This window comes from Pseudoalteromonas sp. OF5H-5 (assembly GCF_021530695.1).
Classification (GTDB): Bacteria; Pseudomonadota; Gammaproteobacteria; order Enterobacterales; family Alteromonadaceae; genus Pseudoalteromonas.
On the sequence record NZ_JAKGBF010000002.1, the window covers coordinates 463,913 to 476,898 of the forward strand.

Here is a 12,986-nt window from a genome sequence, read left to right on the forward strand (position 1 = left end):
CTTTCATGAATATTAGACTCGCTAAACCGCATGACCTTTGCGCCATAGTTGCCATTTACAACGAAACGATACCGAGCCGCCAAGTCACCGCGGATACGGAGCTCGTAAGCGTAGCACAAAAGCAAAGTTGGTTCGCCGCACATACGCAAAATCGCCCAATTTATGTGGTAGAGCTGGCGGAAAAGGTGATAGCGTGGATAAGCTTTAGCAGTTTTTATGGACGTCCTGCCTACGATGGTACGGCTGAAGTGAGTATCTATCTTGCAAAAGCGGCACAAGGCCAAGGGTTAGGCAGCAAACTTATGGACTTTGCAGAGCAGCAAGCGCCAAGCTTGTTTATTACAACGCTACTAGGCTTTATTTTTTCTCATAATCTCCCCAGTATCCGCTTGTTTGAAAAACACGGTTATAAAAAGTGGGGAGAGTTACCCAACGTCGCGGTCATGGATGGTAATCACTATAGTTTGACGATTTTGGGCAAATCTCTCGCATAGCTTTATACGCCGTTGCTTTGCTGTTTGAATTTTTTTCGCTGCGTGAATTAGACCGCGGCGTCAAACATATCAAAATAGTGCTATTTTTTAGCGTCTTGTGATTCTTCTACTAAACTGGATCTCAGAATTATCGGTAAAGGATCTGGTTATGACGAATCGAGTGCTGATTATTGACAGCAGCAGTGTGCAAGCGATGCGAGTAAAGGTATTATTTGAGTTACTCGGTGGCGAGGTAGAGCATGTGCATTACCGGAGTCTGGAAGCAAATCTCGATTTTGATAAATTCGATGTTGTTGTTATTGCTCATGGGGTGCCCGCCAGTAAGCTCCAAGCGTTATATCAACTGAGGAATCATGATAAGTTAGTATTGCTGGCACCTAAACCCGATAATGCCGAGCACTTAAAATCTTTCAGTGAAATCAACCGCGCCTTGCCAAATGGCATTGTTATCTACCCCTTCTTTGCCAATAAAGATATTACTGGCTTACTTGAACGCCTACTGGAAATTGGTTCTACTAATACCTTAGTGCTGCCCAAAGTGTTGCTGGTTGACCATCATACGCCTCGCCTAGAGACCTTAGCTAACGGCCTACGCGGAGCACAGCTTGCGGTGACGACCGCGACGACGCTTGATGAAGCGATGCAAGTTGCCGAGCGACATCCTGTTGACCTCCTTATTTGTGACTTTAATCTAGAAAAAGACACTGGCTTAGATGTGTTTAATAAAGTTCGTCAAGTGCACCACAATTGCCGCTGCTTATTGATGACTTCTCGGGTTAATCAAGTGGATATGTTAGAAGCCGTGCGTCAAGGGGTTGAAGACATTCTGATTAAACCGTTTGATGAGAGCGATTTATTACAAAGCCTACATAAATTATGGCAAACAGAGCTCTTAAGACGCCATAACCAAGAGTTAGTTGAGCGCCTACAGGATACAGTCGATGCCTTGATTGAACGCGACAGTCTGCTGCGCGTGATTTATAAACATACCCCGGATCCGATTATGCTGTTCAACCGCCAGGGCCATATTATTGAAGCAAATGACGCGTGTTGCGAATTGTTTGAGCTGACGGAAGAAGAATTACAGCCACTCTCTATTTTTGAGCTATTTGATGAAATATCCGTGTCGCAATTACGTGATTTGATGAAGCATGTTGGTATGTTAAAGCATTTTAACTGTGAGCTGAGTCTGCCAAAAGCGGGTGAGCGCAGCATTCCTTTGATGGGAACGTTTAACGAAATCGATCATCACGGTGATATGGCATTTGCGGTCATTTTTAAAAATGTCTCAAAGCTTAAAGAGCAACAAGAAGTACTAGAAGAAACCAAAGAGTTGCTAGAGTTTGAAGTGCAAGCTCGAACGGCACAGTTACAAAAAGCCAAAGAAGCGGCGGAAGCGGCCAACCTATCCAAATCTGAATTTCTAGCCAATATGTCTCATGAGCTTCGCACACCAATGCACTCTATATTAAGTTTTGCTCGTTTCGGTTTAGATAAGCTAACGGCTCCTGAAGTGCCAGCGGATAAGCTCAAAAAGTATTTATCTCGTATCGAAACCAGTGGTGAGCGTCTATTGGTACTGCTTAACAATCTGCTTGATTTATCAAAGTTAGACGCAGGTCGCTTTCCATTTAATCCAAGCTTTCACAATCTAGTTAATGTGATCCAAAGCGGTATTGAAGATGTATCAGGCACTGCGCTTGAGAAAAAGATAAAAATCCGCTTTGAAAAGCCCGCTCAAGGCGTGATGACCTTTTGCGATCCGGAGCAAATGAATCAAGTGATCAGAAACTTATTGGGCAATGCGCTCAAGTTTAGCCCTGAAGGTAGTGAGGTGAGTGTACTGTTAAGCTGTAAAGATCAAGATATTCATATCAAGATTGCCGATCAAGGGGTTGGTATTCCGGATGACGAATTGGAACAGATTTTTGCCAAGTTTGTGCAAAGCAGTAAAACAGACAGTGGTGCCGGCGGCACGGGTTTAGGTCTTGCTATTTGTAAGGAATTTATTTTACTGCATAAAGGGCAGATTTACGCCGAAAATAATCCCGAGGGCGGTGCATGTATCAATGTGAGTCTGCCTTTAACAGAGCATCTTGAGAGTAACGCGGTGTAATGGTTGTAATTGGAAAGGCGTTGAGTAAGCGTCTATAAATAATAATAGAGCTTGTACTAATACAATTTGATTGGGAGCTATTGAGGCACTGGCCTTGAATTACCTTATTTTCCCGTAGTGCCTTTCTCATTGTGAACCGACGAAGGATATTCATTTATGGCTTTACGCAGAATCTTAGCAGTTGACGACGAACCATTTAATCTAGAAATCATTGAAGAGATTTTAGAAGACTTAGACTTTGAGTTAAAAACCGTTGGAAGCGGTCATGAATGTCTAGCAGTAGTCGAAGACTTTGATCCTCAAGTAATTTTACTTGATGTGAGCATGCCAAAAATGAGCGGTTATGAGGTATGTAAGGCGATTAAAGCCAATCCAAACACACAGCATATTATCGTTATGTTTGTGTCGGCAAGGGGCTCTGTTGAAGAGCGCATGGAAGGCTACTCAGTGGGTGCTGAAGATTATATTGTTAAGCCGTTTGGCCAAGGTGAGTTAAAAGCCAAGCTCACGCACTTGAACCAAATGCTATTAGAAAAAGACATTCTGGCTCAGCAAATTGAAGATGCAACCTCCACGGCATTTAGCGCCATGGCTAATAGCAGTGAAATGGGGCAAATCGTTACCTACATTGAGCAAATCGGTGAGATAGAAGCAATCCCGCGACTGGCGGAAGCTTTATGTCAATGTTTAAAGGGACTGGGACTTAATTGTAATGTTGAAGTTCGGCTTGAGGGACAAAAACATCACTTTGCCACTACGGGGATTTGCTCACCTATCGTCATTGAATTATTTGAAATCTTACACACCAAAGGGCGATTACATGAATTTACTAACCGCATATTGGTTAACTATCCATTTTTGAGTATTTTGATCCTCAATATGCCGGGAGACGATCCAGATAAACACGGTAGATTGCGGGATCATATTTGCTTTATTGCCAGTGTAACGGAGCAACAGTTAATTGCTATTTCCACTAAACGCAAGCTGGTACAGCAACATGAGGACCTGGAAGAAGCGATAAAAATGGTGCAAGGTAAGTTTAACAGCATGGTGTCGCTGCTTGATAAAAATCGTCAAGAAAACGAAAAAGTGTTCCGCTCATTACAAGAGTTATTTGAAGAGCGCATTCCGACAATGGGCCTAGACGAAGATCAGGAGATGTTTATCTATCAAAACGTCGATAAAGCGATTCAAAGCTCAGTCGCACGGGAAGAAAGTGTGCGAGAAGTGAAAACCGCTTTCCATGATATTGAAGAAGACTTAAAACTACTCTCACGACGCTCAGAATAGCAACCCTACTTCCAATACTGCCGTAGGTCGCGCTTTAGCGCGACTTTTTTAGCTTTTATAGCGCAGCTTATTTATCGTGATTCCTTCGAACCATTTTGTGCAGGTCGTGCTTTAGCACGACAAACCTGCTAAGCGTCTCGTGGCAAGCCCTTTTCAATAATGCGGATCAGCCTTGCTTTTTTGCGTTCATGTTGGTCTGACTTTTGTCTTTGTTGCTCCAGCGCCCATTCGATATGCTCAATAACAAGGGGAGTGGCACTTTGACGCTTATCTTCCAGTGCTATAACGATAGCTTCATCGTATTGTGCATTGCCAAGGCCAACGGCTAAGTTTCGTAGCCAACGTTCATGTCCAATCCGGCGAATGGGGCTGCCTTCGGTGTTTTTCAAAAATGTTGCTTCATCCCAAGCAAATAAGCTCAACAATTGCTGATCTTTAAGTTGAGTTCGCGGCAAAAAGTCGGCTTCTTCCGTTATTTTACCATAGCGATTCCATGGACAAACTAACTGGCAATCATCACAACCGTATATCCGATTGCCCATTTTTGCTCTAAATTCCTCTGGAATAGCGCCTTGAAGCTCTATAGTGAGATAAGAAATACAGCGTCTCGCATCAACGACATAAGGTTCTACGATGGCGCCAGTAGGGCATAAAGTTAGGCAGGCGGTACAACGGCCGCAACCTTCTTCTTGGTTTGGTTTATCAATAGGAAGAGGAATATCAACAAACAGCTCACCCAAGAAAAACCAAGAGCCCGCCTGCTTATTAATCACTAAACTGTTTTTTCCACGCCAGCCAAGGCCTGCCTTTTCTGCAATTTGTCTCTCTAGTACTGGGGCTGAGTCGACAAAAGGGCGAAACCCTAACGTACCGACTTCTTGCTCAATCTTTTGTCCGAGCTGCTTTAGCTTGTTGCGCATTACCTTATGATAGTCTCGACCTAATGCATAACGAGAGATGTAGGCTGTGGTTTTATTACCAAGCGCTCTGGCAAAGCTGGCATCGGGTGGCAGGTAGTTCATTTTCACCGAAATAATGCGTTGAGTGCCAGGAACCAGTTCAGCGGGGCGGGCACGCTTCATTCCATGCGCAGCCATGTAAGCCATTTCACCATGATAGCCTGCGTCTAACCAGCGCTGAAGTTGCGCTTCATGCTCGCGTAAATCAATGTCGGTTATACCGACTTCTGCAAAGCCAAGTTCTTGGCCCCATTGCTTAATTTGTGTTGCAAGTTCACTATAATTGATATTATCGGTCGTCACGGGAAGAAATAATGGCTAATGAATACACGGGCAATTTACCACAATTTGCTTATTCAGCCCAACAAGTGCAGCAATATGAAGCAAAAGCCGCAAAGTTATCAGGCAAAGATCTAAGTACCTTAATGCAACGAGCTGGGGCCGCTGCATTTCGCTTTATTGAAAACAGCCAGCCCAAATCCAGCCATATCTTAATTATCACAGGTAAAGGCAATAACGCGGGAGACGGTTTTGTCGTCGCTCAATTATGTCAGCAGGCCGGATTTTCCGTCACCGTACTCGCGTTATTTGCACCCGAAAGCTTAACGGGCGATGCGCAGCAGGCATTTTCTCAATATCAAGGCGCATTGGTTTTTTCGTTGAACGAAGTAGAGTTAAGTCAGTTTACGGTTGTGGTTGATGGCGTGTTCGGCACAGGTTTTAGAGGTGAGCTGCCTGACCATATTTGCCTTTGTTTTGACAAAATAAATAAACTGCCGATTACTAGGTTGGCACTTGATGTACCGAGCGGTATAAATGCCACAACAGGAGAAGTTGCACCTAGTGCATTTTTAGCTACCGAAACTATCACCTTTATCGCGTTAAAACAGGGCTTACTTAGCGGCTCAGCAAAGCGTTTTGTGGGAACGTTATTGTTAGCCGACTTGGATGTAGGTGAAGCATTCAAAACCCTAGTAACGCCAACATCTAATTACTTAAATCATGAAACGTTCATGGCAGCAAGGCCGCAGCGAGCACCAGATAGCTATAAAAATGCCCATGGTCATGTGTTACTTATTGGCGGTAATCGTGGCATGGCTGGAGCAATTCGATTGGCAGCAGAAGCCGCTCTGCGGGCAGGGGCTGGCCTTGTATCGGTAGCGACTCATCCTGATAATATCGCGAGCGTCTTACAGGGGCGCTTTGAATTAATGGTACACGGTGTTGAGAGTGCGAATGAGTTATCGCCACTGATGAAAAAAGCCAGTGTGATAGTGCTTGGTCCCGGGCTTGGTCAAGACGTTTGGGCAAAATCACTTTTTAACTGTGCGATGGCAACTGAATTGCCGATGATTATGGATGCTGATGGACTCAATTGTTTAGCGCATGCACCGAGGCAAAAATCAAACTGGGTGTTAACGCCTCACCTAGGTGAAGCAAGGCGGTTATTGAGTCACTTAGAGACATCGCTAAATGAACATGACCGCTTCGCGGTGGCTAAAAAAATTAGCCATGAATATGGCGCTGTTACGGTACTAAAAGGGCCGGGCAGTTTGATATCTGAAGGTGAGCGAATAAATATTAATCGTTCAGGCTGCGCAGGAATGGCGAGTGCTGGGATGGGCGATGTTTTATCTGGTATCATAGGCGGTTTAATTGCCCAAGGGATGGAAGCATTTGCTGCAACAAACCTAGCCGTGTATATTCATGGTTTAGCTGCCGAGCAGGCCGCCCATGATGGCGAAAAAGGTATGTTGGCCGGGGATTTATTCGAACATATTCGAGGTATTTTAGGGTGACGACAGGTCATATGAGATTCGATTTGGCTGATGAGCCAGCAACAGTTGCCATGGGTAATAAAATTGCCAATGTTATTCGTCAAGGTGCGGTACTATTTTTACACGGTGATTTAGGCGCAGGTAAAACCACGCTCACTCGCGGGATCGTGCAAAGTCTTGGTCATTCAGGTAAGGTAAAAAGTCCAACTTATACCTTAGTTGAACCTTATGAACTGGATGATGTCTCAATATATCATTTTGATTTATATCGATTAGGTTCGCCTGAAGAGCTCGAATACATGGGGATCCGGGATTACTTTGCAAGTAATGCTATCTGTGTTGTTGAGTGGCCTGAAAAAGGTGAAGGCTTTATTCCAAACCCAGATATAGACGTCACAATGCAGTATGCTGGTGATGGCCGTCAAATTACACTTGAGGCCAAGTCTAGCCGCGGCGAGGCACTATTAAAACAATTACAAGATTATGCGTAATCAGCCGACTATTAGTTATATTTTCATTTTTATCTGCATGCTCTTAACGAGCATGCAGAGCATCGCCCAAAACGCCATCGAAAGTGTGCGTGTTTGGCCCTCCCCAGAAAGCACTCGTATTGTTTTTGATATGAGCGATAAGCCGGATTACAGCTATTTTGTGCTGAAAAATCCACTGCGCTTGGTGATCGACCTTGAAAACACCAAGCAACAAAAAGACTTTCCGAGTGTTCCTGACGAACATCGAGTTGTAAACAAGGTGCGCCACAGCAAACCGAAAAACAGCAATTCTGCACGGATTGTTGTGGAGCTAAGTCGCAGCGCTACGCCAAAAATCTTTGCGTTAGCACCAACCGGTCCGTATAAAAACCGCTTAGTCGTTGATTTGTATGGTAAGCAGATGAGTGCTTATGACGAAACAAAAACTGCCACACCACGAAAAACACTGGCGCAAGACAGAGATATTGTCATCGCCATCGATGCCGGTCATGGCGGTGAAGATCCGGGTTCTATTGGACCTTCAGGTACTTATGAAAAGCTCGTAACCATTCAAATTGCGAAGCGTTTAGCACGCTTAGTCGATAGCCAGCCAGGGATGAGCGCAAAGCTTATTCGTACTGGCGATTATTACCTCAAGTTGAATACGAGAACCGCAAGAGCGCGCGAAAGAAAAGCGGATTTCTTTGTATCTATTCACGCAGATGCTTTCACCAGCCCTCAACCACGCGGCGCGTCGGTCTGGGTGTTATCACTACGCAGAGCTAATTCTGAAATAGGTAAGTGGCTAGAAGACAAAGAAAAACACTCACAATTATTGGGAGGGGCTGCCGATTTAATTAAAGATACGGCCAACGAAAAATATTTAGCCAAAGCGTTACTTGATATGTCGATGGAACATTCGATGAAAACCGGGTTTCAGGTCGCAGAAGAAGTCGTCAAAGAGCTGAAAAAAGTGGCAAAAATGCACAAAAGCAGACCGCAAGCTGCAAACTTTGGGGTACTAAAATCACCAGATATACCTTCGATTCTGGTGGAAACCGGGTTTATTTCAAACCCCAAAGAAGAAAAGCTATTAATGTCTCCGCATTATCAAGAGCGTTTAGCTCGGGCTATTTTTAGTTCGATAAAAGGCTATTATGAGAAAAATCCACCGGATAATTCGCTCTTTGCGCGTATGCAATCCAATAAGCCAGTGACGCATAAAGTAAAAAGTGGTGAATCATTGAGTGTGCTGGCTAGCCGTTATGGCATTACGGTCAGTGAATTGAAAAAAGCAAATAACCTGAAAAACAATACCTTGTTTATTGGGCAAGTCTTAACTATTCCAAAAGCGTAAATGATGACGATAGAAATACTTCCAGCTCGGTTGGCCAACCAAATCGCTGCCGGTGAGGTAGTGGAGCGGCCAGCATCCGTCGTGAAAGAGCTGGTGGAAAACAGTATTGATGCTGGTGCGACGCGCATTCAAATAGACATTGAGCGTGGAGGACACAAGCTTATTCGGATCCGTGATAACGGTATCGGTATTGTTAAAGACGAGCTGATGTTGGCATTGTCTCGCCACGCGACAAGTAAACTGAAAAGTTTAGATGATCTGGAGTGTATTGCTTCGCTTGGCTTTCGAGGTGAGGCGCTGGCATCCATCAGTTCAGTATCGCGACTGACTCTGAGCTCTAAACCTCAAGCACAAGAGACAGCTTGGCAGGCTTTCGCCGAAGGGCGAGATATGGCTGTGCAGGTTCAACCTACCGCGCACCCAGACGGCACCACGATTGAAGTCAAAGATCTGTTTTTCAACACGCCTGCACGAAGAAAGTTTTTACGCACCGAAAAAACCGAGTTTAGCCATATCGATGAGCTGGTTAAGCGTATTGCATTGAGTCGTTTTGATGTTGCCATCACGCTCACTCATAACCAAAAGGTGGTTCGCCAATATCGCCCACGCACTATTGAAAAAGGTGTTGAGCGAGTTGCGCAAGTTGGTGGTAAAGCATTCTTACAGCAAGCAAGCTTTATCGACTCAGGTCATGAGGGACTAAGATTATTCGGTTGGGTGTTACCTGCGGGGGTGAACAACGGCACACAATATACCTACGTAAACGGTCGTATGATGCGAGATAAGCTCATCTTACATGCGATTCGCCAAGCATTTGATGAATCAATCGGGCATGAAGAGCTTCCCGGTTTTGTCATATATCTTGAGTTAGATCCGAGACAAGTTGACGTTAATGTCCATCCCGCGAAACACGAAGTTCGCTTCCATCAAGCGCGCTTGGTTCACGACTTTATCGTACAAGCAATAAAGCAGGTCGCGACGGAGCAAATTGATTTACCTTGTGCAAGCGAGACCGAGACTCAAGCACCTGATATCGCATCGCCATTATTTACGCCCCAAGAACAGGTAGATGAAACCTATCATCAAAGTTACCGTTCAACCTTACAGCCCGAAACGCAACCACAGGCCTATTCGGATCCAAGTAGCTTCGGCGAACGCACTGAGGCTTCAAGAGCAGCCTCAGGTGGCGGTCGAAGTAACTATGGCGGTGCAACAGGTGGTGGCAAAAAGCAGGTGAATGTAAACCAGCTCTATCAAGGACTATCACATCAACAGATGCAGCACTTCGATCAAATTGAAGAAGCTGCATTACCGTCAAATGAAGTAAGTAGCATCCCGATATCCGCCAGTAAATCTAGCTGGATGTTGTTGCCGCAAGGCAAAGTCATGCTTGAGCAAGACAATCAGTTGTTGTTTGGTGATTGTAGGCTGGGGCTGTTGCCATATTGGCAAATGCAAATTGAGCAAGATGGCACATTGCAAGGCAAAGCGCTGCTGTTACCTGTGCGCATCAAGTTAGATAAAGCCGCACTGGAAGCATTGCAGCAGCGTGAAACTTGGTTGGCAATTTTAGGGTTTGCGATTGAAATCTTTGATGGCCATATTTTAGTTAAAAAGTTGCCTGTGTCGCTCTATAGCATAGATGTTGGTGAAATTTCTAAGCAAATGATGGAACCAAGCTCAGATGCTGAACTCCAAGATTGGTTACAGTGGCTAGAAGTCTCAACACCCAGTAGCTATTTCGATAGCCAGCATTTTGATTTAGTTAAAGAAAAATTACTTTCAAAAGCCTCATGTTTGGCTCGTATTCATAAAAGTGCGGTTACAATTGATGCCCAGAAGTTGGTCAGTTTTTTAAGTTCGCAGTAATTCGTGCCTAAGTAGGTATTAATTACCATGTACTATCAGCTATAATACGAGATTAGTGCAGTTTATTAGTAGGTTAGATGTGAACAAGTTACCTGTCATTACCCTAATGGGACCGACAGCAGCGGGCAAAACCGCATTGGCCATAGAGTTATGCCAAGCGTTAAATACCGAAATCATCAGTGTAGACTCGGCGTTAGTGTACAAAGGGATGGATATCGGTACGGCAAAGCCGAGCGTACAAGAGCAAGCACAGGCACCACATCACCTAATTGATATTATTGATCCAGCACAAAGCTATTCGGTTGCTGAGTTTCGTGCTGATGCTATTAAACTAATTGACGATTTTCATCAGCGTGGCAAGGTGCCAATTTTAGTGGGTGGCACCATGATGTACTTTAAAGGCTTGATTGAAGGCCTGTCGCCATTACCAGAGGCTGATGCTGAAATCAGAGCGGTATTGGAGCGCGAAGCCGAACAAAAGGGTTGGCCTGCGCTGCATCAACAGTTAAAAGAGATTGACTCAGAAGCCGCGGCTAAAATCAGCGAAAACGATTCGCAACGTATCAACCGTGCTTTGGAAGTTTATCGCATTAGTGGTAAAACGATGACTCAATTGCAGCAAAGCAAACAGGGTGCATTGCCGTATCAATTTCATCAATTTGCGATTGCACCAAGTGACCGAAAAGTCTTACATGAACGTATAGAGAAAAGATTTGAAATAATGTTGGATGAAGGCTTTAAAAATGAAGTTTTGGCCTTATATCAACGTAAAGATTTACACCCTGATTTGCCTTCTATTCGCTGTGTCGGATATCGGCAAATGTGGGAGTATTTAGCTGGCGAGTGCGATTATAACGAAATGGTTTTCAAAGGCGTCGCAGCGACCAGACAACTGGCGAAGCGGCAATTAACTTGGCTGAGGGGGTGGCAAGATGTGACTTGGCTTGACACCGATAGTCAAGAAAACTTGCAACGTGTTCTAACTTCGCTAAGCTAATAGTAGTTGTTAAATCAGCGTGTTCTGATTAAATCAACGACCTGACATAATAACACCTAAAACGAAGGATAAGAAAATGGCAAAAGGCCAATCTTTACAAGACCCATTTTTGAATGTCTTGCGTCGTGAGCGCATTCCTGTCTCAATTTTTTTAGTGAATGGCATTAAATTACAGGGCAAGATCCAGTCATTTGACCAATTTGTGATTTTGCTTGAAAACACAGTAAACCAAATGGTTTACAAACACGCCATCTCCACTGTGGTTCCAGCTCGTGCGGTTAACTTCCAAAATGCAACCGGAAGTGAAGCGGGCGACCAAGGTGAAGAAGGTAATTATTAATTCTTATTAGTAGGAGCTTAATGCTTGTTTGACCGTTATGAAGCCGGCGAACAGGCAGTCTTGGTTCATATAGAATTTCCTCACGAAGGAGATCGCGAAGATCTACGTGAATTGGAAATGCTAGTTTCTTCTGCTGGTGTTAGTAGTGTGGCGGTTGTGCAAGGCAGCCGTCAAGCACCACATGCAAAGTTGTTTGTCGGAACGGGTAAAGCTGAAGAAATTGCCGAGATTGTCAACATCCACAACGCAGATGTCATCATATTTAACCACCAACTCAGTCCCTCACAAGAGCGCAATTTAGAACGCGTTTGTAAGTGCCGAGTGTTAGATAGGACAACGCTGATCTTAGATATTTTCGCGCAAAGAGCCCGTACCCACGAAGGTAAATTGCAGGTTGAGCTTGCTCAGCTAAGGCATATCTCTACGCGCTTAATTCGAGGATGGACGCACTTAGAAAGGCAAAAAGGGGGGATCGGCTTACGTGGTCCTGGTGAAACCCAATTAGAAACCGATAGACGGTTACTAAGAGAGCGAATTAAGAGTATTCGTAAACGATTAGACAAGGTAGCCGTTGTGCGTGAGCAAGGGCGTCGAGCGCGTAGTCGTAACGAGATCCCAACTGTTTCTCTGGTAGGCTACACCAATGCGGGTAAATCGACGCTGTTTAACAAAATTACGGATGCGGATGTATATGCTGCGGACCAATTGTTCGCAACGCTTGATCCTACGCTAAGAAAGATCGAAATCGATGATGTTGGCCCCGTTATCTTAGCAGATACAGTAGGTTTTATTCGTCATTTACCTCATGACTTGGTAGCAGCATTTAAGGCGACTTTAACAGAGACTCGTGAGGCGGATTTACAGCTTCATGTCATCGATGTTGCAGATCCGAGAAGAAAAGAAAATATAGAACAGGTACAATTGGTTCTAGAGGAAATTGAAGCCAATGACATTCCTCAACTTTTAGTCTACAACAAAATTGATCTAATGGACGAAGTTGCGCCTAGAATAGATAGGGACGATGAAGGAAAACCGATCAGAGTGTGGTTAAGTGCCCACTCTGGAGAAGGGATTTCGTTGTTATTCGACGCCGTTAAAGAGTTGTTGGCAAAAACCGTTTTCACAGCTGAGCTTGCCGTACCTCCTGCGCTTGGGCGCTTACGAGGTGCACTATTTGAGCTTAATGCCGTGGATGAAAAAGGCTACGACGAGCAAGGCAACTGGCTTGTTTCGGTAAGAATGCCAAAAATCGAATGGGAAAAGCTCAATAAGGAATTCGGGCGAAATCTCAATGATTTGGTTGTTGGTAGTTAAAA

General features: G+C 44.5%; 11 protein-coding genes. 10 read left to right on the forward strand and 1 reads right to left on the reverse strand.

Features of this window, described 5'->3' with window-relative positions; translation table 11 throughout:
- Positions 1-5 precede the first annotated feature (5 nt).
- The 3 genes from L1271_RS04760 to L1271_RS04770 all read left to right on the forward strand — a co-directional run bounded on the left by L1271_RS04760 (position 6) and on the right by L1271_RS04770 (position 3,900).
- Complete coding sequence (locus tag L1271_RS04760) at positions 6-494, forward strand: GNAT family N-acetyltransferase (protein ID WP_235366965.1); 489 nt, start codon at positions 6-8, stop codon at positions 492-494.
- Positions 495-642: 148 nt separating this feature from the next.
- On the forward strand, positions 643-2,610 hold the full coding sequence (locus L1271_RS04765; RefSeq protein ID WP_010377369.1) for a sensor histidine kinase: 1,968 nt from the start codon (positions 643-645) through the stop codon (positions 2,608-2,610).
- 156 nt (positions 2,611-2,766) lie between these two features.
- Complete coding sequence (locus tag L1271_RS04770) at positions 2,767-3,900, forward strand: response regulator (RefSeq protein ID WP_235366967.1); 1,134 nt, start codon at positions 2,767-2,769, stop codon at positions 3,898-3,900.
- Positions 3,901-4,028: 128 nt separating this feature from the next.
- On the opposite strand, the gene queG is transcribed toward L1271_RS04770, so the two are convergent.
- Positions 4,029-5,162, reverse strand: a complete 1,134-nt coding sequence (gene queG, locus L1271_RS04775) for a tRNA epoxyqueuosine(34) reductase QueG (protein ID WP_235366969.1) — start codon at positions 5,160-5,162, stop codon at positions 4,029-4,031.
- Between the two features lie 11 nt (positions 5,163-5,173).
- Between queG and L1271_RS04780 the strand changes: the two genes are divergently transcribed.
- The 7 genes from L1271_RS04780 to hflX all read left to right on the forward strand — a co-directional run bounded on the left by L1271_RS04780 (position 5,174) and on the right by hflX (position 12,984).
- Positions 5,174-6,658 (forward strand): NAD(P)H-hydrate dehydratase, encoded by a 1,485-nt coding sequence (locus tag L1271_RS04780; RefSeq protein ID WP_235366970.1) that lies wholly within the window; start codon positions 5,174-5,176, stop codon positions 6,656-6,658.
- On the forward strand, positions 6,655-7,128 hold the full coding sequence (gene tsaE / locus L1271_RS04785) for a tRNA (adenosine(37)-N6)-threonylcarbamoyltransferase complex ATPase subunit type 1 TsaE (RefSeq protein ID WP_069020897.1): 474 nt from the start codon (positions 6,655-6,657) through the stop codon (positions 7,126-7,128). Before L1271_RS04780 ends, tsaE begins: the two co-directional genes overlap by 4 nt.
- Positions 7,121-8,464, forward strand: a complete 1,344-nt coding sequence (locus L1271_RS04790; protein ID WP_235366972.1) for an N-acetylmuramoyl-L-alanine amidase — start codon at positions 7,121-7,123, stop codon at positions 8,462-8,464. The genes tsaE and L1271_RS04790 overlap by 8 nt, the downstream gene beginning before the upstream one ends.
- Positions 8,465-8,467: 3 nt before the next feature.
- Positions 8,468-10,333 (forward strand): DNA mismatch repair endonuclease MutL, encoded by a 1,866-nt coding sequence (mutL, locus tag L1271_RS04795; RefSeq protein WP_235367011.1) that lies wholly within the window; start codon positions 8,468-8,470, stop codon positions 10,331-10,333.
- 106 nt (positions 10,334-10,439) lie between these two features.
- Positions 10,440-11,330, forward strand: a complete 891-nt coding sequence (gene miaA / locus L1271_RS04800; RefSeq protein WP_039841147.1) for a tRNA (adenosine(37)-N6)-dimethylallyltransferase MiaA — start codon at positions 10,440-10,442, stop codon at positions 11,328-11,330.
- A gap of 76 nt (positions 11,331-11,406) precedes the next feature.
- The gene (hfq, locus tag L1271_RS04805) at positions 11,407-11,670 is read left to right on the forward strand and encodes an RNA chaperone Hfq (RefSeq protein WP_010377383.1); all 264 of its coding nucleotides are present in this window, start codon (positions 11,407-11,409) and stop codon (positions 11,668-11,670) included.
- 24 nt (positions 11,671-11,694) lie between these two features.
- Entirely contained in the window at positions 11,695-12,984 is a 1,290-nt protein-coding gene (gene hflX / locus L1271_RS04810; RefSeq protein WP_010605651.1) for a ribosome rescue GTPase HflX, read from the forward strand.
- Positions 12,985-12,986: the final 2 nt, after the last annotated feature.

Bases quoted from the DNA above. Each gene is read 5' to 3' on its own strand.
- L1271_RS04760 (WP_235366965.1), top strand. From the start codon at position 6: ATGAATATTAGACTCGCTAAACCGCATGACCTTTGCGCCATAGTTGCC.
- L1271_RS04765 (WP_010377369.1), top strand. From the start codon at position 643: ATGACGAATCGAGTGCTGATTATTGACAGCAGCAGTGTGCAAGCGATG.
- L1271_RS04770 (WP_235366967.1), top strand. From the start codon at position 2,767: ATGGCTTTACGCAGAATCTTAGCAGTTGACGACGAACCATTTAATCTA.
- L1271_RS04780 (WP_235366970.1), top strand. From the start codon at position 5,174: ATGGCTAATGAATACACGGGCAATTTACCACAATTTGCTTATTCAGCC.
- L1271_RS04790 (WP_235366972.1), top strand. From the start codon at position 7,121: ATGCGTAATCAGCCGACTATTAGTTATATTTTCATTTTTATCTGCATG.
- mutL (WP_235367011.1), top strand. From the start codon at position 8,468: ATGACGATAGAAATACTTCCAGCTCGGTTGGCCAACCAAATCGCTGCC.
- miaA (WP_039841147.1), top strand. From the start codon at position 10,440: ATGGGACCGACAGCAGCGGGCAAAACCGCATTGGCCATAGAGTTATGC.
- hfq (WP_010377383.1), top strand. From the start codon at position 11,407: ATGGCAAAAGGCCAATCTTTACAAGACCCATTTTTGAATGTCTTGCGT.